Annotated in this window: 20 protein-coding genes; 13 read left to right on the top strand and 7 right to left on the bottom strand. The window is 71.2% G+C overall.

Annotated elements, in window-relative coordinates; all coding sequences use genetic code 11:
• Positions 1-35: 35 nt before the first annotated feature.
• On the bottom strand, positions 36-1,073 hold the full coding sequence (locus ACTMS2_RS06505; protein ID WP_441174553.1) for a methyltransferase: 1,038 nt from the start codon (positions 1,071-1,073) through the stop codon (positions 36-38).
• A 427-nt stretch (positions 1,074-1,500) separates the two neighbouring features.
• Between ACTMS2_RS06505 and ACTMS2_RS06500 the strand changes: the two genes are divergently transcribed.
• Positions 1,501-2,661, top strand: coding sequence for a glycine amidinotransferase (locus ACTMS2_RS06500; protein ID WP_393400404.1), 1,161 nt, complete (start codon positions 1,501-1,503; stop codon positions 2,659-2,661).
• Between the two features lie 8 nt (positions 2,662-2,669).
• On the opposite strand, the gene dpgD is transcribed toward ACTMS2_RS06500, so the two are convergent.
• Positions 2,670-3,467, bottom strand: coding sequence for an enoyl-CoA-hydratase DpgD (gene dpgD, locus ACTMS2_RS06495; protein WP_441174552.1), 798 nt, complete (start codon positions 3,465-3,467; stop codon positions 2,670-2,672).
• A 57-nt stretch (positions 3,468-3,524) separates the two neighbouring features.
• On the opposite strand from dpgD, the gene dpgA reads away from it, so the two are divergent.
• Genes dpgA through asnB form a run of 10 tightly spaced genes read left to right on the top strand, consistent with a single transcriptional unit; the run spans position 3,525 to position 14,951 of the window.
• Entirely contained in the window at positions 3,525-4,589 is a 1,065-nt protein-coding gene (gene dpgA / locus ACTMS2_RS06490; protein ID WP_441174551.1) for a 3,5-dihydroxyphenylacetyl-CoA synthase DpgA, read from the top strand.
• Between the two features lie 47 nt (positions 4,590-4,636).
• Complete coding sequence (gene dpgB, locus ACTMS2_RS06485; RefSeq protein WP_357716113.1) at positions 4,637-5,308, top strand: enoyl-CoA-hydratase DpgB; 672 nt, start codon at positions 4,637-4,639, stop codon at positions 5,306-5,308.
• Positions 5,305-6,651: a (3,5-dihydroxyphenyl)acetyl-CoA 1,2-dioxygenase DpgC gene (dpgC, locus tag ACTMS2_RS06480; RefSeq protein ID WP_441174550.1), complete on the top strand. Its 1,347-nt coding sequence runs from the start codon at positions 5,305-5,307 to the stop codon at positions 6,649-6,651. Before dpgB ends, dpgC begins: the two co-directional genes overlap by 4 nt.
• Positions 6,648-7,937, top strand: a complete 1,290-nt coding sequence (locus tag ACTMS2_RS06475; RefSeq protein WP_441174549.1) for a PLP-dependent aminotransferase family protein — start codon at positions 6,648-6,650, stop codon at positions 7,935-7,937. The genes dpgC and ACTMS2_RS06475 overlap by 4 nt, the downstream gene beginning before the upstream one ends.
• Complete coding sequence (locus tag ACTMS2_RS06470; RefSeq protein ID WP_441174548.1) at positions 7,934-9,118, top strand: cytochrome P450; 1,185 nt, start codon at positions 7,934-7,936, stop codon at positions 9,116-9,118. The genes ACTMS2_RS06475 and ACTMS2_RS06470 overlap by 4 nt, the downstream gene beginning before the upstream one ends.
• 16 nt (positions 9,119-9,134) lie before the next feature.
• On the top strand, positions 9,135-9,326 hold the full coding sequence (locus ACTMS2_RS06465) for a ferredoxin (RefSeq protein WP_363893119.1): 192 nt from the start codon (positions 9,135-9,137) through the stop codon (positions 9,324-9,326).
• 15 nt (positions 9,327-9,341) lie between these two features.
• Positions 9,342-10,529: a GNAT family N-acetyltransferase gene (locus ACTMS2_RS06460; RefSeq protein ID WP_441174547.1), complete on the top strand. Its 1,188-nt coding sequence runs from the start codon at positions 9,342-9,344 to the stop codon at positions 10,527-10,529.
• Positions 10,526-11,812, top strand: a complete 1,287-nt coding sequence (locus tag ACTMS2_RS06455; protein ID WP_441174546.1) for a hypothetical protein — start codon at positions 10,526-10,528, stop codon at positions 11,810-11,812. Before ACTMS2_RS06460 ends, ACTMS2_RS06455 begins: the two co-directional genes overlap by 4 nt.
• A 34-nt stretch (positions 11,813-11,846) precedes the next feature.
• On the top strand, positions 11,847-13,106 hold the full coding sequence (locus ACTMS2_RS06450; RefSeq protein ID WP_441174545.1) for an MFS transporter: 1,260 nt from the start codon (positions 11,847-11,849) through the stop codon (positions 13,104-13,106).
• A gap of 18 nt (positions 13,107-13,124) precedes the next feature.
• Positions 13,125-14,951: an asparagine synthase (glutamine-hydrolyzing) gene (gene asnB / locus ACTMS2_RS06445; RefSeq protein ID WP_441174544.1), complete on the top strand. Its 1,827-nt coding sequence runs from the start codon at positions 13,125-13,127 to the stop codon at positions 14,949-14,951.
• 251 nt (positions 14,952-15,202) lie between these two features.
• On the opposite strand, the gene ACTMS2_RS06440 is transcribed toward asnB, so the two are convergent.
• Complete coding sequence (locus ACTMS2_RS06440; protein WP_441174543.1) at positions 15,203-15,802, bottom strand: ClpP family protease; 600 nt, start codon at positions 15,800-15,802, stop codon at positions 15,203-15,205.
• Positions 15,803-15,940: 138 nt separating this feature from the next.
• The gene (locus ACTMS2_RS06435) at positions 15,941-16,438 is read right to left on the bottom strand and encodes a helix-turn-helix domain-containing protein (RefSeq protein ID WP_441174679.1); all 498 of its coding nucleotides are present in this window, start codon (positions 16,436-16,438) and stop codon (positions 15,941-15,943) included.
• 243 nt (positions 16,439-16,681) lie between these two features.
• On the opposite strand from ACTMS2_RS06435, the gene ACTMS2_RS06430 reads away from it, so the two are divergent.
• Positions 16,682-17,695: a potassium channel family protein gene (locus ACTMS2_RS06430; protein ID WP_441174542.1), complete on the top strand. Its 1,014-nt coding sequence runs from the start codon at positions 16,682-16,684 to the stop codon at positions 17,693-17,695.
• A 688-nt stretch (positions 17,696-18,383) separates the two neighbouring features.
• Here ACTMS2_RS06430 and ACTMS2_RS06425 read toward each other — a convergent pair.
• The 3 genes from ACTMS2_RS06425 to ACTMS2_RS06415 all read right to left on the bottom strand — a co-directional run bounded on the left by ACTMS2_RS06425 (position 18,384) and on the right by ACTMS2_RS06415 (position 22,987).
• A complete protein-coding gene (locus ACTMS2_RS06425; RefSeq protein WP_089002176.1) occupies positions 18,384-19,418 on the bottom strand; it encodes a 2-oxoacid:ferredoxin oxidoreductase subunit beta in 1,035 nt (344 codons plus the stop codon).
• Positions 19,411-21,258: a 2-oxoacid:acceptor oxidoreductase subunit alpha gene (locus ACTMS2_RS06420; protein WP_441174541.1), complete on the bottom strand. Its 1,848-nt coding sequence runs from the start codon at positions 21,256-21,258 to the stop codon at positions 19,411-19,413. The genes ACTMS2_RS06425 and ACTMS2_RS06420 overlap by 8 nt, the downstream gene beginning before the upstream one ends.
• Before the next feature lie 313 nt (positions 21,259-21,571).
• The gene (locus ACTMS2_RS06415) at positions 21,572-22,987 is read right to left on the bottom strand and encodes a hypothetical protein (RefSeq protein WP_441174540.1); all 1,416 of its coding nucleotides are present in this window, start codon (positions 22,985-22,987) and stop codon (positions 21,572-21,574) included.
• A gap of 131 nt (positions 22,988-23,118) precedes the next feature.
• Between ACTMS2_RS06415 and ndhC the strand changes: the two genes are divergently transcribed.
• Complete coding sequence (gene ndhC, locus ACTMS2_RS06410; protein WP_441174539.1) at positions 23,119-23,496, top strand: NADH-quinone oxidoreductase subunit A; 378 nt, start codon at positions 23,119-23,121, stop codon at positions 23,494-23,496.
• The last annotated feature ends 37 nt before the right edge of the window (positions 23,497-23,533 follow it).

Raw genomic sequence — 23,533 nt, 5'->3', positions numbered from 1 at the left:
GCCTTCCGGTTCCGCGCTTGTTTCGGTCGTCGATGCTATTTGGTGCCCATGCTGAGGCCGTGTTCGAAAGGAAGGCCGCGGACCGTCGTCACATCCTGGAAACCCACCTGACGCAACCAGCGCTCATAGTCCGCCGCCGGGTAGGCCATTCCCTGCCCGCTCGCGAGCACGTTGAAGTAGAGGCCGAGTCGCGCCGAGAAGATGCCGCTGGTCTCGTCGTCGGAGACGTTGTAACCGTAGAGGAATACCCGTCCGCCGGCCGGCAGCACGTCGTACGCCTTCTTCAGCATCGCCAGGATCTGCTCGCCGGAGAAGATCTCCAGCACGTGGCTGAAGAGGACGGCGTCCGGGCCGAGGGGGAAGTCGTCGGTGAACATGTTGCCGGGCAGCAGGTCGACCCGGTCGGCCAGCGAGGTCGTCTTGCCGTCGGCGAGTCTGGACACGCTGGGGATGTCGAAGATCGTCGACTTGAGCTGACCGTGGCGGGCGGCGAGGCGGATGGACGTCGTGCCGTCACCGCCGCCGACGTCGAGCAGGTGCCGCACCTCGGCGAACTCCGGCCGTTCGACCAGCGCGTCGACGGAGCGCAGCGTGAAGGCGCTCATCGCGCGGTGGAACACCGCCTCGAGTTCGGGATTGCGGGAAAGCCGCTGGTAGAGCGTGGGTTCGTCGCCGGGATAGGCGTCGAGCGCGGTGTTGGTGCCCGCTCGCAGCGCCTTCGTCATCTGCGCGAAGGCGGGGTAGTAGACCTCCTTCCAGCCGACGATGATGTGCGCCCAACTGTCCTCGTCGTCGGAGGCGAGGAGGTCCTGGGCGACCGCCGAGTTCGCGTACCGACCGTCGCGACGGGTCAGCAGCCCGGTCGAACAGACCGCCTGAAGGAGGACGCGGAGCTGGTGCTGCGGCAGATCCGTGAACTCGCGGATCTGGTCGAACGTCGACTCCGGCCGGTCGGCGAGGAAGTGGAAGATCCTCAGCTCGACCGAGGTGGCCACCGCGTTGAACAACGCGGGAGCGTTCATCAAGAACTGGAAACGGTCGTAGACCGGATCGCCTTCGTGTACGGCGCGCATAAATCCCATCGCTCCTGTGTGGATTGGCGAGAATTCCGGGCAGGAATTGTTTCGGCGCCATCTCGCGATTAATCGCCAGCGCGGATGGCCGCCGCGTTTGAACTCGGAATTTGTGTCGCAGAGACCCCCGTCCGTCTCTTTTGATCACCCACGACTCGATCGAGCAGACTGAATGGGTGGACCGCGTTGGCGAGACTACCGGAAGGCTCAAAGGCGGGACGACCCAAATAGTGTGACGTGGATCACATGTACCGAGGTGATTCTCTGTGATTAGGTGATTACGAACGCCTCAGGCGCCCGGATCAGCGAATGAAAGCGCTTGTCGGTCAGAGTCTTGCGCACCCCTTGACACCTCCCGGCGGAGCCGAACCACTGGCACCGCGGGGTGTCCGGCGCAGACTAATCGGATGCAGCCCCGGGGGAGTGCATGCAGCTCAACAGCTTTGATGAGTGGTCGCCGCTCAAGGAAGTAATTGTCGGGTCGGCCGAGAACTACGTGTCGCACGAGCGCGAGCTGTCATTCGATCTTTTCTTCCACGACAACATCAGGGAGAACCGGTCGTTCCGCACCGAGTGGTACTACCCGCGGCTGGCGGCGCGGGGCGCCGGCGGGTCGACGCCGGAGCCCGGCCGGGTGCCGATCAAGCAGCGGTACGTCGCTGAACTGTGCGAGGACCTCGACGGGATCGCGAAGACCCTCGAGTCCCTGTCGGTCACCGTCCACCGGCCGCTCGACGTGGACGCGTCCACCGTGGAGGTGGCCACGCCGGCGTGGTCGGCCGCCGTCGTCCCGCCGCTCAACGTGCGGGACAACACCCTGATCCTCGGCGACGAGATCATCGAGACGCCACCGATGATCCGCTCGCGGTACTTCGAGACGCAGTTGCTCAAGCCGATCTTCGCCGAGTACTTCCGACGGGGTGCGCGATGGACGGTCATGCCGCGGCCGTTGATGACCGACGCGTCGTTCGACCTGTCCTACGTCCGGACCGGCACAGCGGGCGGGCCCACCGAGGCGATCGAGGATCCGCGTCCCTCACCGTACGACGTGGGGTTCGAGATGATGTTCGACGGCGCCCAGTGCCTGCGACTGGGCCGGGACGTCGTCGCCAACGTCTCGACGGCCAACCACGCACTGGCGTGCGACTGGCTCGAACGCCACCTGGAAGGGCGCTTCCGCATCCACCGGGTGCACCAGCTCAGCGACAGCCACATCGACAGCATGGTGCTGGCGTTGCGGCCGGGCACCCTGCTGGTGCGCTCCGCCCAGGTGGTGGAGAAGCTCCCCGAGCCGCTGCGCAGGTGGGACCACATCGTCGCGCCCGAGCCGGAGGGCGACAACTTCCCCCGCTACGACGACGACGACCTGATCCTCACCAGCCCGTTCATCGACCTCAACGTGCTCTCGGTCGACCCGGGGACGGTCCTGGTCAACGAGGCATGTCCGGAGCTGGTGCGCACGCTGGAGCGCAACGGCTTCACCGTCGTACCGGTCCGGCACCGGCATCGCCGGCTGTTCGGCGGGGGCTTCCACTGCTTCACCCTGGACACCGTCCGCGAGGGCGGCGCGGAAGATTATCTCGGCTGATGGGCGGGTCAGCGGCCCCGCCACCGCGGTTCGCGCTTCTCGACGAACGCGAGCGGCCCCTCGACGGCATCCGTGCTGTGCATCCGCCGTTCCTCCCAGACGAACCGGGTCGAGAACGCGGTCTCCAGCGGCATGGTGACCGACTTCGTCGCCGCCTCCTTGATCGCCCGCACGGACAGCGGCGCGCACCGCAGGATGTCGGCCACCCAACCGTCGACGCACGCGTCGAGCTCGTCGGCGGGCACCACCTCGTTGACGAGGCCCAGCTCGAAGGCGCGTCGGGCGGTCATCGGCCGGCCGGTCAGCAGGTGCCCCATCGCGCTGCGCCACGGCACCTGCCTGGTCAACCGGAACACGCCACCCGCGCCCGCCATGAGGCCGAGCCGCGCCTCGGGCAGCGCGAACGTCGCATCGGCCGACGCGACCACGATGTCGCAGGCCAGCGCGAGCTCGAAGCCGCCGCCCATGGCGTACCCGCGCACCTTGGCGACGACCGGCTTGGTCAGGTCGAACCGCTCGGTCAGCCGGGGCCAGCCGGGCTTGCCGCGACTGCCGAAGGTCGCCGTGCCCGCGCTGCCCGCCCGCACCCGTTCGGCCAGCTCCTTCAGGTCCTGGCCGACGGAGAAGGCTCTGGTTCCCGCGCCGGTGAGCACGGCCACCCACATGTCGTCGTCGGCCTCGAAATCGTCCCAGACCCGGGCGAGTTCCTGGTGCATGCGCAGGTCCATCGCATTGAGCACCTCGGGCCGGTCGAGGGTCACGACGGCGACATGGCCGCTCTTCTCGTAACGCACTCCATTGGACACGACGGCGAGTCTAGCCGGCTCGACTTCATGGGGAGGAATAGGTCGATGAGGCTCGGGGTGAAGGAGCGGGTCGATTCCCCGCGCATTGTGGGGGTCGGCACCGCGGTGCCGACGACGTCGTACAGCCAGCGTGAACTGCTCGACGAATTCCATATCACCGACCCGCGGATCAGGTCGGTCTTCCTCAACAGCGCGATCGATCGCCGGGGCCTCACGCTGCCGCCACTCGGGCCCGACGGTTCGAGGTGTACGGAGAGCCAGGGCGAACTGCTGCGCAAACACGTCACCAACGGTCTGGCCATGGGCAGGGAGGCCGTCGAGGCCTGCCTCAAGGCCGCCGGCGCGACGCTGTCCGACGTGCGTTACCTGTGCTGCGTCTCGTCGACCGGGTTCATCACGCCCGGGTTCTCCGCGCTGTTGATCAAAGAACTGGGCATCAGCGTGCACTGCTCGCGCCTCGACGTGGTGGGCATGGGGTGCAACGCGGGGCTGAACGGCCTGACCGCGGTCGCGGGCTGGGCCGGGGCACGCCCCGGCGAACTGGCGCTCATGGTCTGCATCGAGGCGTGCTCCGCGGCGTACGTCTTCGACGGCACGATGCGCTCGTCGGTCGTCAACAGCCTGTTCGGCGACGGCGCCGCGGCGGTGGCGGTGTGCAGGCCGGACGGCGACGCTCCCACCGGTCCGGCGCTCCTGCGCTTCTCCAGCTGCATCATTCCCGACGCCGTCGACGCGATGCGTTACGACTGGGACGACGACCACGGCAAGTTCAGCTTCCATCTCGACCAGGACGTGCCGTACGTGGTCGGCGCGCACGCCGAGCTCGCGCTCGGAAAGCTGCTCGACGGGCTGGATCTGCGCCGCTCCGACATTTCGCACTGGATCATCCACTCCGGTGGCAAGAAGGTGATCGACTCCGTGCGCGCGAATCTCGGGCTGTCCCGACACGACGTGCGACACACGACAGGTGTCCTCCGGGAGCACGGAAATCTGTCGAGCGGGTCCTTTCTCTTCTCCTACGAGCGTTTGCTCGCCGAGCGGAACGCGGCGCCCGGCGAATTCGGCGTCCTCATGACGATGGGACCCGGATCAACTATCGAAATGGCCCTGGTGGCCTGGTGACGGAAGGGGAGGCCGCCACGATGAGCAGGCACCTCGAATTGACAGGCGTGTCCGACGGGCTCGGACTCGCGCTGACGGTCGACGTCACGCGACCGCTCGCGGAGCTGACCGCCTCCGTGAACGCGATGTGTGACGAGGTGGAGAGACGCGCCGGGCGGACGGTGGTCGTGCTGCGGCTCGACGGCACGGCGGCGGAGAGCCGGGTGTGGCCGGGCGAGGTCGGCATCCGCGACGTCAACCGGTGGGAACGGGCGGTCCGCAGGCTCGAGCGGCTGCCGGCCGCGAACGTCGCGGTGGCCAGCGGCCCCTGTGGCGGCCCCGCGCTCGACCTGCTGCTGGCCGTCGACTTCCGCATCGGCGCGCCGGACCTGGTGCTCGTGCTGCCGGTCAACGACGGGCACTTCTGGCCGGGCATGTCGGTCTACCGGCTGGTGCAGAACCTCGGGGTCGCCAGGGCCCGCCAGATCGTGATCTGGGGGATGGACATCTCCGTGGCGAAGGCCTCCGAACTCGGCCTGGTCGACCAGGTCAGCGAGGACCTCGACGACGCGGTGCACACGGCGACCGTACTGATGGGCCGCGTGTCCGACCAGGAACTCGCGGTGCGCCGGCAACTGCTGCTCGAAGCGTCCGCCGCCGAGTACGACGACGCGCTCGGCGTGCACCTGGCCGCGTGCGACCGCGAACTGCGTCGGCTGGCCGTGGGAGCCGCCACGTGATCGCCACCGGTGCGCCGGCGTGGGAGGCGACGGCCCCGAGCCTCGTCGGCGTGCTCGACGACGACGCGCGGGAACTGGCCGCGTACGTCGCCGTGGGCGAGGGGATGCTGGCCGCCCTGCCCACGAAGGCCGCGCGCGACGACTCGCAGCGGCAGGCCGCCGACCGGATCCACGCCGCCTGCCGGGCGGCGCGCCGCGCGTTCCTCGCCCGGCACGTGGACGCCGTCTACGACCTGCTCACCGACGGCCGCACCAGCCATCCGCGACTGCCCGCCCTCGTCTCGGCCGCCGCCGAGCGGTTTCCCGGGCTCGTGCCGTCGGCCGCCCAGATGGGCGCCGAACTGCGGCACACGCAGGCGGACAAGGAGGGCCGGGAGATCGACCAGGGCATCTTCTGCGCGGCGGTGCTGCGTTCGGCCACGGCCGGGCGGCACCTGATCGACGCGATGCTGATGCCCACCCCGCGGGCCCTCGGGCTGCTCGCCGACTTCCGGCGTACGGGCGTGGTGGAGCTGGACGCCGTGCTGGTCGAACGCCGGGGGCACGCCGCGGAGGTCACCTTCCGCAACGCCCACTGCCTCAACGCAGAGGACGCCGGCCTGATCGCCGACCTGGAGACGGCCGTCGACCTGGTGCTGCTGGACGAGCAGGTGCGCGTCGGTGTGCTGCGCGGCGGGGAGGTGCACCACCCCCGCTACCAGGGTCGGCGGGTGTTCAGCGCGGGCATCAACCTCAAGGACCTGCGCAACGGCGCGATCCCGTTGCTGGAGTTCCTGCTGGGCCGGGAACTCGGCTACATCAACAAGATGTGCCGCGGCCTGCTCGTCGACGCGGCGGCCGGCCCCTGGTCGGAGCGTACGGTCGCGAAGCCGTGGATCGGCGCCGTCGACTCCTTCGCCATCGGTGGTGGCATGCAGCTGCTGCTCGTACTCGATCGCGTGATCGCCGAACCCGACGCCTACTTCAGCCTGCCGGCGGCCGAGGAGGGCATCGTGCCGGGGCTCGGCAACCTCCGGCTCACCAGGCTCGCCGGGGCGCGGCTCGCCCGCCAGGTGATCCTGGGCGGGCGGAGCATCCCCGCGGCGAGCGCGGAGGGCCGGCTGATCTGCGACGAGGTCGTCGCGCCGCAGGACATGCCGGACGCGATCGAGCGCGCCGTACGGGAACTCGGCGCACCGGCCGTGGCCGCCAACCGGCGGATGCTGACGATCGCGGAGGAGCCGCTGGACGTGTTCCGGGAGTACCTGGCCGAGTTCGCGTACGCCCAGGCGCTCCGGGCCTACAGCGACGACGTCCTGGCCAAGGTCGAACGGCGTTGGCAGCGCTCGGGAGCGCGCCGGTGAGCGGCGACTGGCTCGACCAGGAGTCCCTGCACCCGTCGCTGCGGGACCCGCTGCTCGGGTCGATCGGCTTCCTCAACGAGGTGATGGGCAGGTACCCGGACGCGATCTCCTTCGCGCCCGGCGCGCCGCACCCGGACTTCCTCACCGAGATCGACGTCCAGCGGTACACCGGCCGCTTCCTGGCACACCTGCGCGACGAGGGCCGCACGCCCGGCCAGGCGCAACGGCTGCTCTACGAGTACGGGCCCGGCCGGGGGCTGATCAACGGCATCGTCCGCGACGCCCTGGCCCGCGACCACGGCATCGACGTCGACCCGGACGCCATCGTGATCACCGTGGGCGCGCAGGAGGCGATGCTGCTGGTGCTGCGCGCGCTGTTCCGCTCCGGCAGCGACGTGCTCGCCGTGGCCGATCCCTGCTTCGTCGGGATGACCGGGGCGGCCCGGCTGCTGGACGTCGAGCGCCGCGCGATCGGCGAGACCCCGGCGGGAATCGACCTTGACGCACTCGCGACCGCCTGCCGGCAGGCCCGGCAGGCGGGCGGGCGGGTCCGCGCGTGCTACGTCGCGCCGGACTTCTCCAACCCCGGCGGCAGCCGGATGACCCTGGCCGCGCGGCGGGAACTGCTGGCGCTCGCCGAGCGCGAGGACTTCTTCGTGCTGGAGGACGACGCGTACGCCTTCACCGCGCCGCCCGGCGAGCAACTGCCACCGCTCAAGGCGCTCGACGAGGCCGGACGCGTCATCCACATCGGCACGTTCGCCAAGGTGTGCTTCCCCGGCGCCAGGGTCGGCTACGTGGTCGCCGACCAGCGCGTGGGTCACGGCGGGAGGCTGCTCGCCGACGAACTCGCCACGCTCAAGACCATGGTCACGGTGAACACGTCGCCGCTGTGCCAGGCGGTGATCGCGGGCATGTTGCTGGAGCACGGCCGTTCCCTGATGGAGCTGTCCAGGCGCAAGTCCGAGCTCTACCGGCGCAACCTCCAGCACCTGATCGGGGCCCTCGACGCGCACCTCGGCGACGCGCGCTCCGGCCGGCTGGAGTGGAACCGGCCCGACGGGGGGTTCTTCGTGCGCATGCGCCTGCCGGTCGAGGCGGACGTCGACCTGCTGGAGCGGTCGGCGGGCAAGTACGGCGTGCTCTGGACCCCGATGGCCCAGTTCTATCTCGGCGGTGGCGGCGAGCGGCAGCTGCGGCTGTCGTGCAGCTACCTCGACGTCGACCAGATCGACACCGGGGTGCGGCGGCTGGCCGAGTTCCTGAAGGAAGAGGTGAGGATATGAAGCCGGTTCCGTTGCCGACAGCGCGGGTCGCCCCGTTCGACCCGCCAGCCGAGCTGGCGGAGTACCGGGAGGAGGCGCCCATCCGGCGGATGGTCTACCCGGACGGGCACGTCGGCTGGTTGGTGACCAGCCACGGCCTGGCCAGGAGGCTGCTGTCCGATCAGCGGTTCAGCGCGCGGTCGGAGTTCAAGCGGGCGCCGGTGGCGCGGCCGAGCGCGGACCCGTTCTTCGGCGCGCCCGCGTTGCCCGGCTGGCTGGTGGACATGGACGCGCCGGAGCACACCCGGCTGCGGCTGCAACTGGCCGGGAAGTTCACCGCCAGGCGGATGAAGGACATGCGGCCGCTGCTGGAGCGGATCGTCGACGACCAGCTCACCGCCATGGAGAAGCACGGGCCGCCGGCCGACCTGGTGTCGCTGTTCGCGCTGCCGGTGCCGTCGCTGGCGATCTGCGAGCTGCTGGGGGTGCCGTACCGCGACCGGGCGGAGTTCCAGCGCAACAGCGCGACGCTGTTCAGCCTGGAGGCCAGCGCGGAGGACGCCTCGCGGGCGATGGACGAGCTGTACGGGTTGCTGCGGCAACTGGTCGTGGACCGCTACACCGACACCGGCGGGCTGCTGAGCATGCTGGCGGCGGAGGGCACGCTCGCCACCGAGGAGATCGTCGGGATCGGGGTGCTGCTGCTGACCGCGGGGCACGAGTCCACGGCGGGCTCGCTGGGCCTGAGCACCTTCACCCTGCTGTCGCACCCGGAGCACCTGGCCCGGCTTCAGGCGGAGCCCGCGCTGATCGACAACGCGGTGGAGGAGCTGCTCAGATACCTGACGATCTTCCACTTCGGGGTGCCCCGCACGCCGCTGGAGGACGTGGAGTTCGAGGGGCACCTGCTGCGCGCCGGCGAGTCGATCACGATCTCGCTGCCCGCCGTGAACCGGGACCCGAGCTGGTTCCCCGAGCCGGACCGGCTGGAGTTCGGCCGCCGGACGGCCGGGCACATGGCGTTCGGCTACGGCATCCACCAGTGCCTCGGCCAGAACCTGGTGCGCATGGAGATGCGCGTCGCGCTGCCGGCGATCTTCCGGCGCTTCCCCCGGCTGGCGCTGGCCGTCGCACCGCACGAGGTGCCGCTGAAGACGAACGTCAGCGTCTACGGCGTGCACGAGCTGCCGGTCACCTGGTGAACGAAGGAGAGAACACGTGCGAATCCAGGTCGACAGCGACTTCTGCGTCGGCTCCGGGCAGTGCGCGCTCGCGCTGCCGGAACTCTTCGACCAGGACGACGCCGACGGCACGGTCGTGCTGCTGAACGACCGGCCGCCCGCCGAGTTGCACGACGCGGTGCGCGAGGCGGCGAGCCGTTGCCCTGTCCAGGCGATCACGGCGCAGTGACGAGGAACCGATCCAGTGTCTGAAACGATCGCGCCGGCCCGCGTCCCCCTTCTTCGACGGCTGCGCCTGCACGCCGGCTACCACTGGCGCAACAGCGGGCATCCGCTGCTGACCAGGGCCCGGGTCGCCTGGGACACCAGGGACTGGGCCCGGTTCCCCGCCGTGCGCTCGGATCTCGGCGGCCTGTCGATCTCGTACTCCGGGCTGCCGGAGGGCCTGGCCTACACGCTCGACTTCACCGAACAGCGCCGCGGCGCGGACGGGGAGCGGACGGCGGTGCGCCGGACCACCGCCCTGCGGGGTCGCGACCTCAGGTCGGCCGACCGGCTGCCGGACGCCGACATCACGATCCTCGGCACGAGTGCGGCGCAGGCCCGGCGCATGCCCGCCGACGCGTCGCTGGTCCTGCCGATGCGCGTGCACTTCGTGGTGGACTTCGACGACGACGCGGAGGCGGTGCTCGGCCGGATCTCGAAGAACCAGCGACGCAACTTCCGCAAGAACTCGCGTAGGCACCGGTGGAGTGGCGAGATCGTGCGGGATGCCGAGTGGTTCGACCACTTCTACGACCACTACTACAGCGCCACCATGCGCAACCGGCACGGCGCCCGGCAGCGCACGGAATCCAGGGAGTCGGCGTACGAATGCCTGTTCCGCACCGGCCGGCTGTTTGTGCTGACCGAGGACGGCGAGCGCATCGCCGGGCGGATGTGCCACTGGAACCCGGCCACCGGCGTGCTGACGTCGCGGCTGGTGGGAGTGCGCGACGGCGCCGACGTGCACTACTCGAACGGCGCGATCAAGGCGATGAACGTCCTGCTCATCGAGTGGGCGGCGGCCAACGGGGTGCGTCAGCTCGACTTCCAGGGGACGGAGCCCTTCCTCAGCAAGGGCACGTACCAGTCGAAGCGCCTCATCGGTACGCGCGTGATCCTGCCGCCCAACCACTTCGGCGGCAAGCGGTTGTGGCTGCGGGTCCGCCGGGACACCCCGGCGGTGCGCGACTTCCTGGTGGCGAACCCGTTCGTGGCGGAGACGGCGCAGGGCTTCCTCGAGGCCGTCTACTTCCACGACGCCCAACGGCCCCCACGGCTCGACTACCCCGCGAACTCTCCCGGCGTACGGCGCGCCCGCCACGTCGACCTCGACGAGTTTCTCGCACCCGTACCCGAAGGATCGTCGACGAGGAGCCTCATCGCATGACATTCAGCGGACTGCCGTCGGCGCGGGTGGCCGAGATCCTCGCCGACCACATGCGGGACATTCCCATGGGTGGCTTTCCGATCGCGGCCGAGCCCGTCGTCATGCCGCTCGACGCGTACCGGGAGCTGCTGGCGGCCACCCGGCGCCTGGTCGAGCTGTCGCACCAGACGGTGCTGCGCCTGGCGCCGGACCTGGCGGGCCGGATGGCCGCGCTGCGGGTCGACCCGGCCGAATACCAGCGGGCGAACCCGGACGAGGCGTTCGAGCTGCGGCACACCGGTGACGTGGTCCGCGCCGACGTCGTCATCGGCGAGGACGGCCCCCGGTTCGTCGAGATCAACGTGGGCGCCGGCATCGGCGGCATGGTGCAGTTCGAGCAGCAGCGTCGCGCCTGGCACCGCGTCCGCTCGGCGGCGGGGCTGCCGCCGCTCGCGGGCGAGGACATCTTCGCGCTCTTCGCCGAGCTGCTCAGGAGAACCTGCGCCGAGCTGAGCCTCCCGGCCGGCGCCCTGTTGATCGGGACGCTGGAGGACCCCGGCAAACGTGGCCGGGTCAACGACATGCAGGTCCAGCTGCTGGGCGAACACGGCCTGCCCGCCCGCTTCGCGCGGCTGCCGCACCTGCTCGACGAGATCCGGCCGACCGACCTGCTCGGCGTCGTCCAGTTCTGCGAGGACGAGGCGGGGCAGCTCGGCTGGGACATGACGCCGCTGCTGACCGCCATCAAGGGCGGGATGCACGCGGTGCCGTCGCAGACCTCCCGGCTCGTCGACTCGAAGAAGGTCCTGGCCTGGCTGTCCGAGGGCCTGCCGTGGATGTCCGAGCAGGACCGGGAGCTGGTACGGCGCTTCGTGCCGTGGAGCAGGGTGCTGGGGGAGCGCCGGGTGCACTGGCGGGGGCGCGCGTACGAGCTGCCCCGGCTGCTCGTCGAGCGGCAGGAGCACTTCGTGCTCAAGGGTGCGGCCGGACTGTCGTCGCTGGAGGTGTTCTTCGGCGCGAACACCGGGCCGGAGCGTTGGGCCGAGCTGGTGCGTACCGGCACGGAATCCGAGTACTACGTGGCGCAGGAGCTCGTCACGCCGGTCCGGCGTCCGGTGCGGGTGATGCTGGACGAGTCCGGTCGCACCGACGAGGTGCTCGCCAACCCGGTGATCAGCCCGTTCTGCGTCGGGGGCGTGCCCACCGGCTGTCTCATGCGGTTCGACACGGCCACCGGGCCGGGCGCGGTCACCGTGAAGAGCGGCGCGATGCTCGGCTGTCTGCTGGGAGCGGCCGACCGATGACCGTGGCGCGGTGTCGACCGGGAGGTGCCCGGTCATGAGTGTCGGCGTACGGGGACGCGAGGACGCGAAGCAGGGCTGGCGCGACTTCCGGTGGCTGTGGGGCGGCCAGAGCGTCAGCCTGGTCGGCGACCAGATCCTGATGCTCGCGCTGCCGTTGGCGGCGACGCAGGCGCTGGGTGCCAGCGCGTTCGACGTCGGCCTGCTGGCGGCGGCGGTGAAGCTGCCGTACCTGTTGATCGGGCTGCCCGCCGGCGTCTGGGTGGCGCGGGTGGGTCTGCGCCGGTCGATGATCGGTGCGGACGGGATCCGCGCGCTGGCCGTGCTGTCGGTGCCGCTCGCCGGCTTCGCCGGGGTGCTGAGCTTCGCGCACCTGGTGGTGGCCGCGCTGGTGACCGGCGTGTGCAGCGTCTTCTTCCAGATCGCCTACCAGTCGTACGCGCCGTTGCTGATCGCCGACAGCGACCGGCTGCACGCGGCCAACACGCGGCTGACCCTCTCCGAGTCGATGGCGTTGCTGCTGGGGCCGGGTCTGGCGGGCCTCGTGGTGGGCCTGACCGGAGCGGTGCGGGCGATGCTCGCCGACTCCGTGACGTTCCTCGTCAGCATGGTCACGTTGCTGCTGATCCGCCACCGTGCGGCGCCGGTGCCCGTCGTGGACCGCAAACCGGTCTGGCAGGAGGTCGGCGCCGGGATCCGGTTCGTGCTCCAGCAGCCGCTGCTGCGCCTGATCATGGCGTCCGGCCTGGTCTACAACCTCGGCATCGCGATGTACATGGCCATGGTGGCGATCTTCGCGGTCAACCACCTGCACCTGTCCCCGGCCGTCTTCGGCCTCGCGGTCGGCCTCGGCGGAGCCGGCTTCCCGGTGGGCACGCTGCTGGCCCGGTGGCTGACCCGGCGCTTCGGCATCGGGCCGACCCTCGGGATCGTGAGCGTGCCGATCGTGGCGGGACTGGTCACCACGGTCTGCGCGTTCGGCGAGTACGCCGCCGTGATGATCAGCGTCGGCACGTTCGTCTACGGGGCGGGCTCGGGGGCCTTCAAGACCAACGCGTTGACCATCCGCCACCTCGTGACCCCCGACCACATGTCGACCCGCGCCACCGCGGTGCACCGGTTCGTCACCTGGGGCGTCATGCCGGTGGGGGCGGTCGTCGCCGGCATCGTCGGCGACCGGTTCGGGCTGCGGGTCGCGATGGTGACGTCGGTGGCCGTCGTCGCGACGTGTCTCGTTCCATCGCTGAGCAAACCGATGCGCCGAGCGAAGAGTCTGACTCGGACCGCGGCCGCGTGACTTCTGGGGAGAGGGAAAATGTGCGGAATCGTCGGCTGGCTCGACTTCACCCGTGACCTCGGGGAGGACGTCGAGCTGATCCGGGAGATGACCGGGACGATGCGGCAGCGCGGCCCCGACGACCACGGCGTGTGGGTCGACCGGCACGTCGCGCTGGGGCACCGCCGGTTGGCCATCATCGACCTCGTCGGTGGCCGCCAGCCGATGGTCGCGCCCGACGCCGCGACCGTCCTCACCTACAGCGGTGAGGTCTACAACTTCAGGGAGCTACGCGCCGAACTGCAACGACGCGGGCACGTCTTCGTCGAGCGCTCCGACACCGAGGTCGTGCTGCACGCATACCGGGAGTGGGGGCCGGCCTGCGCCGAACGCCTCGTCGGCATGTTCGCCTTCGCGGTGTGGGACGCACCGAGGCAGCAACTCGTGCTGATCCGCGACCGGCTCGGCATCAAGCCCCTCTTCTACGCGCCGCTGCCGCACGGCGTGCTCTTCGCGTCCGAGCCGAAGGCCATCTTCGCCAACCCGGTGTTCCGCCCGTCGGTGGACGAGGCGATGCTGCCGGTCCTGTTGAACCGGCGGCTCGCGCTGCCGGGCCAGACCCCGTTGCGGGGACTGCATGAGGTCGAGCCGGGACACGTGGTGACGGTGGACCGCGCGGGCGTACGGCAGGAGTGCTACTGGCGGCTCACCACCGATCCGCACACCGACGACCTGCCCACGACGGTGGGGAACGTGCGGGACCTGCTCCACGAGGTGGTGCACCAGCAGTTGGTCGCCGACGTGCCGATCGCCACGCTGCTCTCCGGCGGGCTGGACTCCACGGCCACCACCGCGATCGCCGCGCGCGCCTTCGCTGCGCGCGGTGAGGGCAGGCTGGCCACCTTCTCGGTGGACTTCCCCGAGGACGAGGCGTCGTTCCGCCCGACCGTCCTGCGGCCCGAACGCGACGCGCCCTACGTGGGCATCGCGAGCGAGCGGATCGGTACGGACCACACGGTGGTCGCGCTGTCGTCCGCGGCGGTCGCGGACGCGCGCCCGTTGGCCATGCGCGCCATGGACCGGCCGATCAGCGGCCAGTTCGACGCCTCGATGTACCTGCTCTTCGCGGGGGTGCGGGAGCGCACCGACGCCCGCGTCCTGCTCTCCGGCGAGGCGGCCGACGAGGTCTTCGGCGGGTACCCGTGGTTCCACGATCCCGCCACCCTCAGCGCGGACACGTTCCCGTGGCTGGGCGACGCACCACGGCTGTGGGAGTGCCTGGCACCCGACGTGCTCAGGCGGATCCGGCCCGACGAGCTGGAGCGCGACCACTACAGGCGGCTCTGCGCCGCCGTACCGCGGTTGCCGGGCGAGGACCCGGCGGAGGCGCGTGTACGGGAGGCGCTCTACCTCAGCCTCCAGGGGCCGCTGTCCGTGCTGCTGGAGCGCAAGGACCGGCTGAGCATGGCCTCGGGCCTGGAGGTCCGGGTCCCGTTCTGCGACCACCGGCTGTTGCAGTACGTGTGGAACACGCCCTGGTCGATGAAGAAGGCCGACGGCAGGGAGAAGAGCCTGTTGCGGATGGCCGTCGCCGACCTGGTGCCGGAGGAGGTGCTGCGGCGCCGGAAGAGCGCCTACCCGGCGATGCACGACCCCGGGTACGACGCCGCGGTGCTGGGCGCGGTCAACAAGCTCGTCGTCGACGAGACCTCGCCGCTGCACGGCCTGTTCGACCCCGACCGCGTCCGCGCGCTGATCGAGTCGGGGAACCGGACGATGACGCACGTCAACGCGGCCCACCTGGTGCTGCCGCTGCTGGAGATCGACACCTGGATGCGCGCGTACGGCATCGGGGTGAGCCGGTGACGACGTGACCGGCCGACGCCACCGGGTGGGGGCGGTTGCGGGCCGTCGCCTGATGTAACGAGATTCGTCGGCAAGACGCTGTGCCCCGCGATCCGCGCGGAATCCCAGCGGCCGCAATAGGCTTCCCGTATCGACGGCCGGCACAGCGGCGGCCCTCGCGTACCGGGGGGTCGGACGCGGATCGAGGGGGCGCGTCCGGCGCCGGTGTGACCTGACGCTGCCGGGGCCTCTCCCGTCGCGGCCCGGGCCCGTCAGTTCGCCGGGAGCTGCTCGGCCTTCGTGACCACCCGGTCGATCAGGCCGTACTCGCGGGCCTCCTCGGCGGTGAACCACCGGTCGCGGTCCCAGTCCCGCTGGATCTCCTCCAGGCTGCGCCCGCTGTGCCGGGCGATCAGCTCCTGCATGGTGCGCTTCACGTGCAGCATGTTCTCCGCCTGGATGGTGATGTCGGCGGCGGTGCCGCCCATCCCGCCGGAGGGCTGGTGCATCATGATCCGCGAGTGGGGCAGTGCGTAACGCTTGCCGGCCGTGCCCGCGCAGAGCAGGAACTGCCCCATCGAGCCGGCGAAGCCCAGCGCGACCGTGGCCACGTCGTTGCGGACGAACCGCATCGTGTCGTAGACGGCCATCCCCGCGCTCACCGAGCCGCCCGGCGAGTTGACGTAGAGCACGATGTCCCGCTCCGGGTCCTCGGCGGCGAGCAGCAGCATCTGCGCGCAGATCTGGTTCGCCGAGGCGTCGGTCACCTCGGTGCCGAGGAAGATGATCCGCTCCTTCAGCAGCCGATCGAACACCTGGTCACCGAAGGACGGCTGTCCACCGTCCAGCATCCGCACGTCGAGACCGATCATCGCGTCCGTCCTTCCGACAGCGCCGGCGGGCGACCGGAGGACGCCCGGGGGACCGGCCCCTCCAGCCTGCGCGGAGCCGCCCGCGCGGAGCCAACGATTCTGCCGGCGGCAGATCAGCCTGCGGCAGAACCGGCCGGCCTAGGCGAGGGTCGATGCCCACGCGCCCGCCCGCGTCCGCGCGCAGCCGAGCGCGACACGGGTACGCGGACCACGGCGACCGCCGACGGTGGAGGCGGGCCGCCCGACCCGGAGGGTCGGACCGCCCGTGCGTGGGGCCAGGTGCAGCAGCGGGCCGCCGGTACGGGGGCCGACCCACGCGACGGGGGTGGCGGCGTCGGGCCGGCCGCCCTCCGCCCGCTCCAGCCGGGACAGGCCCGCCCGGGGCGCGGCCGGAATGCGCGGCTCGACGCGGCGCAGGTCGTCGCGCGCCTCCTCCAGCAGGTCGGACAGGTGGATGCCGAGCGCCCGGCAGATCGCCGCCAGCACCTCCGAGGAGGCCTCCTTGCGGCCGCGTTCGACCTCCGACAGGTAGGGCACGGAGACCCCGGCCGCCTCGGCCACCTCGCGCAGCGTGCGGCCCTGCCTCAGCCGCAGCCGACGCAGCACCCCGCCGATCACTCGTCGCAGCAACGACATGCGGGCCTCGCTCTCGGGCTCGTCGTCCAGGGACGATTTCATCATGCCCCCTGTCGGGTGCGCGGGTCGTCCCGTCCTGCCGCGCGTCGTGCCCGCAGCCGGGTGTCGCGGGCCCGGACCTGCCCTTCGTCGGGTCGACCCGAGGGGCGTCACCCCCCGGTGGGCGACCTCGCCGTGCGAGATCCGCGCGGGCGGCTATGTTGTGGTCGTGCAGGCGATGACAGGGCCGGGGCGGGCCCCCACGTGATCCACTTTCCCGCGCAGCGACGTGGCCCCCTGAGCGCGCTGAGTCTCCGGCTTGCCGCCGCCATCGGTCTGGTCTTCGCCACCGTCGCCGTGGTCTACCTCGACCGCGACGGCTACCGCGACGTCAACGAGGACGGGATGACCCTCCTCGACTGCTTCTACTACACGGTGGTCACCCTCTCGACCACGGGCTACGGGGACATCGCCCCGGTCAGCCAGAGCGCCCGGCTGATCAACGTCGTCTACATCACGCCGGCCCGGGTGATCTTCCTGATCATCCTGGTCGGCACCACCCTCGAAGTGCTGACCGAGCAGTACCGCACCGGGCGTCGCCTGTCGCGGTGGAGGAGAGCCGTGAAGGACCACGTCATCATCTGCGGCTACGGCACGAAGGGCCGCAGCGCGGTCTCCGCCCTGCTGGAGAACGGGCTCGACAAGTCCCGGATCGTCGTGGTGGAGCGCAGCGGTCCCGCGCTGCGGCAGGCCACCTCGGCCGGCCTGGTGGCGATCGAGGGCTCGGCGACCCGCTCGTCGGTGCTCAACGAGGCGCACGTACGCAACGCCAAGGCGGTGATCATCGCGACGGACAGCGACGACGCCTCGGTCCTGGTGGCCCTGACCGTACGGCAGCTCACCGCCGGGCAGGTACGGATCATCGCCGCCGCCCGCGAGGCGGAGAACGCCCCGCTGCTCAAGCAGAGCGGCGCCCACCACGTGATCGTCTCCTCGGCCACCGCCGGCCGGCTGCTGGGCCTGTCCACCTCGGCGCCGCCGCTGATCGACGTGGTGGAGGACCTGCTCACCCCCGGCCAGGGCATGGCGCTGGCGATGCGCTCCGCCGAGCGCTCCGAGGTCGGCCGCTCCCCCCGCGAGCTGGACTCGCTGGTCATCGCGCTGGTCCGGCGGGGCAAGGTGGTCACCCTGGCGGACAAGGCCGGCGCGGTCATCGAGACCGGCGACATGCTGGTGCACGTACGCGACGACCGCCCCCAGGCGGCGGCAGCCCCCTGACCGGCGGCCCGCCCTGACCCGGACGGTCCGGGCGGGGCCGTCCTGGCTGCCGCCCGACCGGGTTGGTGTCGTTGCGATGCCTCCCCGGCGCAGGTGTCGGCTGCGGGTACCTCGCGCGTCGGGCCCGGCGCCCGCCCGGTGCGGCACAACGGGGCGCGGAGCAACATGCGCAGCATGCTCGTCGGGCTGGCGCGCCGTTACGCTCAGTGTTCGGTCTGTGGTCGACGCCCATCGCCCTCCGGACGCTTTGCTCTGCATCCTCATGCGCACCAGTAACCCTGAGTGCCTGTTGCGTATGAGGATGCAGAGCAAAGGGCGCGCGGGGTTTGGTCGTGCCTGAGAGCGACCTTCGCTGAAGGTGCTGGTCACGGGCTTTCTACCTCGAAGATGACGGGTGCCCGCCCTCGCCGCGCCGAGGGGAATCGTCACTCACCGTAGCAAGTGGCGGAAAGGTGGGTCCCGTTGCTTACCGTGACCAGGCCGGGGCGTCGGAGGAGCGCGCCGGGGGTCGTCGGCGGTTTGCAGATCGACCGGCTCACGTCCCGAGGAGACCGGCCCCGGTGGAAGAGGCCCACACGTGAGCGAGGAGGGCCCGCAACCCGGGTTCGGGTTGCGGGCCCTCCTGTCGTTCCGGCAAACCGGCGGTGCGCCTGCCCGGCTCGCGCTCAGGGGCGGTCGGCCGCGTCGGTCAGAGGATGGTCCAGGTGTCCCCGCTGGCGAGGAGGCCGGCGAGCTGCTGCTCGGGCGTCTCGGTGACCTTCGCCTTCGCCTCGGCGAGCTGCTCCTGCACCACGCTGTCGTACGACGGACGGTCCACCGAGCGGAACACGCCGATCGGGGTGTTCCGCAGGTCCAGGCCGGGCAGTCGGGACAGCGCGAAGGCGTACGCCGGGTCGGTGACCGTCGCGTCGTGCACGACGATCTCGCCCGGGCTGACCGACGCGGTCTCCCGGACCTCCAGGCCGAACCCGCCGGGCGGGTGTACGACGCAGAACTGCCCGTCCTTGCCGAACGTGATGGGCTGCCCGTGCTCCAGCCGGATCAGGAAGTCGTCGCGGGTGGCCGGCTCCTTGAGCTGGTCGAACGCGCCGTCGTTGAAGATGTTGCAGTTCTGGTAGATCTCCACGAACGCCGAGCCCTGGTGCTCCGCGGCGGCCCGCAGCACCGACTGGAGGTGCTTGCGGTCGGAGTCGATGGTGCGCCCCACGAAGGTGGCCTCGGCCCCGAGGGCGAGCGACAGCGGGTTGAACGGCGCGTCGGCCGAGCCGGCCGGCGTCGACTTCGTGACCTTGCCGACCTCGGAGGTCGGCGAGTACTGCCCCTTGGTCAGGCCGTAGATCCGGTTGTTGAACAGCAGGATCTTCAGGTTGACGTTGCGGCGCAGCGCGTGGATCAGGTGGTTGCCGCCGATGGAGAGCGCGTCGCCGTCACCGGTGACCACCCAGACCGACAGGTCGGGCCGGCTGGCCGACAGGCCGGTGGCGATCGCCGGGGCGCGGCCGTGGATCGAGTGCATCCCGTAGGTGTTCATGTAGTACGGGAAGCGGGACGAGCAGCCGATGCCGGAGACGAAGACGATCCGCTCGCGCGGGATGTTCAGCTCCGGCATGAACTGCTGGATCGCGGCGAGGATCGCGTAGTCGCCGCAGCCGGGGCACCAGCGCACCTCCTGGTCGGACTTGAAGTCCTTGGCGGTGAGCTTGAGGGCGACGGGCTCAGACATTCTTCAGGACCTCTTCCAGCATCGTCTCCAGCTCGGCGGCGGTGAACGGCAGGCCGCGGACCTGGTTGTAGCCGATCGCGTCGACCAGGTACTTCGCCCGGATCACGTGGGCGAGCTGGCCGAGGTTCATCTCGGGGATGACCACGCGGTCGTAGGAGCGCAGCACCTCGCCGAGGTTGGCCGGCATCGGGGCGAGGTGCCGCAGGTGCGCCTGCGCGATGGCGTGGCCGCGCTGGCGCAGGCCCCGGCACGCCGCGCCGATCGGCCCGTACGTGGAGCCCCAGCCGAGCACCAGCACCCGGGCGTCGCCGTCCGGGTCCTCGACCTCGATGTCCGGCACCGGGATCGTCTCGATCCGGGCCGCCCGGGTACGCACCATGAAGTCGTGGTTCGCCGGGTCGTACGAGATGTCGCCGGTCTTGTCGGCCTTCTCCAGCCCACCGATGCGGTGCTCGAGCCCGGCGGTGCCCGGCACGGCCCACGGCCGGGCCAGGGTCTGCGGATCGCGCAGGTAGGGCAGGAACGTGGTGCCGTCGTCGCCGTTGGGCTTCGTGGCGAACTCGACCCGCAGGTCGGGCAGCGACTCGACGTCGGGCAGCAGCCACGGCTCGGAGCCGTTGGCGACGTAGTTGTCGGACAGCAGGATGACCGGCGTGCGGTAGGTCAGCGCGATCCGGGCCGCCTCGAGGGCCGCGTGGAAGCAGTCCGCCGGCGACTTCGGCGCGATCACCGCGACCGGGGCCTCGCCGTGGCGGCCGTAGAGCGCCATGTTGAGGTCGGCCTGCTCGGTCTTGGTGGGCATGCCGGTCGAGGGGCCGGCCCGCTGCACGTCGACGATGACCAGCGGCAGTTCCAGCGCCACCGCGAGGGAGATCGTCTCGCTCTTGAGCGCCACGCCCGGGCCGCTGGTGGTGGTGACGCCCAGGGAACCGCCGTACGACGCGCCCAGCGCCGCGCCGACGGCGGCGATCTCGTCCTCGGCCTGCATGGTGAGCACGCCGAAGCGCTTGTGCTTGCTCAGCTCGTGCAGGATGTCCGACGCCGGGGTGATCGGGTAGGCGCCCAGGAAGACCGGCAGCCCCGAGCGGACGCCGGCGGCCACCAGGCCGAGCGACAGGGCCGCGTTGCCGGTGATGTTGCGGTAGGTGCCCGGCCGCATCTTCGCCGGCTTGACCTCGTAGCGGACCGCGAAGTCCTCGGTGGTCTCGCCGAAGTTCCAGCCGGCCCGGAACGCCGCGACGTTCGCCGCGACCAGTTCGGGGCGGGCGGCGAACTTGCGCTCCAGGAAGCGCAGCGTCGACTCGTAGGGCCGGTTGTACATCCAGGAGAGCAGGCCGAGGGCGAACATGTTCTTGGCCCGCTCGGCGTCCTTCTTCGACACCGCCTGGTCGGCGAGCGCGCCGACCGTCATCGAGGTCAGCGCCACCGGGTGCACCACGTAACCCGCGAGGGAGTCGTCCTCGAGCGGGCTCGACTGGTAGCCGACCTTGGCCAGGTTGCGCTTGGTGAACTCGTCGGTGTTGACGATGATGTCCGCGCCCCGCGGCAGGTCGGCCAGGTTCGCCTTGAGCGCCGCCGGGTTCATCGCCACCAGCACGTTGGGCGAGTCGCCGGGGGTCAGGATGTCGTAGTCGGCGAAGTGCACCTGGAAGCTCGACACGCCCGGCAGGGTGCCGGCGGGGGCCCGGATCTCGGCCGGGAAGTTCGGCAACGTGGAGATGTCGTTGCCCAGCTGCGCGGTCTCCGAGGTGAACCGGTCGCCGGTGAGCTGCATGCCGTCGCCGGAGTCACCGGCGAAGCGGATGACCACCCGGTCCAGTTGACGGATCTGCTTGGTCACGCCTGCACCTCGCTTCGCTGGGCGCGGTCGCGCGGGCGGCTGAACATGATGGTGACCTCGCCTTGCCCGGCCACGTGACCTCCTTGACGCACCGCTGCACCGAACCCGCGGAGGCGGGCCCGGTCCGCTGTAGTTACCTCACCTGAGAGCCTACGTCGAATCGCCGCCCCAACCTTCTCGGAGGCCGCCCTGTGGGATGCGATCCAGCGAGATTCCACCCCGATTTGAGGTGTTTCCATCCGCCCGCCGTAATCCAGATCACCGGTGGCGCAGCGGTGGGGACGCCGAGCCGGCGTCGTCGGGGCCGTCCGGGTCACTCCGTCGGCGCCGTGGACGGTCCGGCGGCCGGGGCGGCCATCCGCCGCCGCAGCGACGTGGTCGCCAACGCGAGGGCGAACACCACCAGCAGCGTGGAGATCACGATCAGCAGGATCGCCGTACGCCGCACCGAGCCGTCTCCGCCGTCGCCGACGGCCGGGACGTCGGCGGCCAGCACGCCCTGCGACCCGGTCGGCGCGGGCGGCGAGGCCACCGGGGTCGCCAGCGCGGCGGCGGCGGTGATCCGGAAGCTCATCTGCACCTTCTTCGCCCGACCGCTGCGCGGGTCGAGCTGCCCGAGCACCGCGCCGGCCAGCGGGGCCTGCCGCTGGGCCTCGGGGGTCGCCGAGACCGGCAGCCGCAGTTGCGCGGTCCGGCCGGCGGCGAGGGTGCCCAGCTCGCAGCGCGTACGGGTGGGGTCGACCGGGGTGCAGCCGGCCGGGGGAGTTGGCACGGTCACCCCGGCCGGCAGGACCACCTCGACGCGGCCCTCGGCGTCCACCCGGCCGGTGTTGCCCAGGCGTACGTCGAGCCCGCTCGACCCGCCGCTGATGTCGAAGGAGACCGCCTCGGCGTCCAGCCTGATCCCCGGCACCGGCGGGCCGGGCGGGAAGAGCACCGCGAAGCCCTCGTCGTCGCCCACGGTGCCGGGCACGCCGGGCGCGGTCGCGGTGACCCGTACGGAGCCGCTGAGCGGCATCCGCTGCCACGCGTCGCCGTCGACCCGTACGCGGAGCAGGGTGCTGAACCGGGCGCCGGGCGCGCTCGCCCACTCGCCGCAGCGGTGCTCCCCGCCGCCGACCGGGGCGCAGCCCCCCGTGCCGGCGTCGGTCAGCCCCGCCGGGAGCGTGTAGGCGAGCCGGATCCGGGCCGGGGTGGCGCCCGTGTTCGTGATGGTCACCCGCAGCGTGGTCACCGTGCTCGGCGCGTTCCAGTAGCCGGCGGTGAGGGTGATGTCGTCGGTCGTGACGCTGACCCCCGCCGCCGCCGCCGGCGCCGGCTGGGTGGGGGCGGGCGCGGAGGGCCGCACCGGCGGCACGGACGGCGCCGGGGGCGGCGCCCCGGTGGTGGTGGGCGCCGCGGTGGTCGGCAGGGGTGGTTCCGGGGCCGCCGTGGTCGGGGCGGGCTCGGTCGTGGCGGGCGGGGACGGGCTCTCGGGCGGCGGCGCCGTGGTGGAGGGCGCCTCGGTGGGCACCGGTCCGGGTTCGGTCGGATCCGCCGTGGGCGGGTCCCCGCCCGGCTCCTCGGCCGGCTCGGTCGTGGGCGAGGCGACCCGCGCGACGGCGGGCGCGGCGGTCGCCCAGCCTGGCGTCGCCGTGACGGTCAGCCCGACCGCGAGGCCGATCACCAGCAGGGGTACGGCGCGTCGGTCACGCGCCCGCCGGCCGGGCCGTACGTCCACGCGCGCCATCTGTCCTCCGGTGACGATGAGTGAGATCCCAATATTCGACAATTGTTGCCAAGCGGCACTAGTCCCCGCGGGAAACAAATCCGTAACGGGTTCGACCCGGGCGGCGTCGAGGACCGGTAGGCTCGGCGACCGTGACCGGTTACCTGGGCTCGTACGCGACGCTCGGGCTGCTCCTGCTCGCCAGCGTCCTCTTCTTCGTTACGGCGTTCTCGGCCAACCGGGTGTTACGTCCTGCCCGACCGGCGGATCCCTTCGGCAAGCGCGCCACCTACGAGTGCGGCCTCGACCCCGTCGGCGCCGACTGGGCGCAGATGCAGATCCGTTACTACGTGTACGCGTACCTCTACGTGCTGTTCGCCGTCGAGTCGGTGTTCCTCTTCCCCTGGGCGGTCGTCTTCAACCGGCCGGGCTTCGGCATGGTCACCGTCGTGGAGATGGCGGTCTTCGTCGCGGTGCTGGCGCTCGGCATCCTCTACGCCTGGCGCAAGAACATCCTGCGCTGGTCCTGACCGCCCCCGGGTGGTCGACGGTCGGTCTGCCGCCCCC

The sequence above is a fragment of the Micromonospora sp. SD12 genome (assembly GCF_052068495.1).
Lineage (GTDB): Bacteria > Actinomycetota > Actinomycetes > Mycobacteriales > Micromonosporaceae > Micromonospora > Micromonospora echinofusca.
The sequence above is the reverse complement of the archived record's forward strand: the minus strand, read 5'-3'. Positions and strand labels throughout refer to the sequence as shown.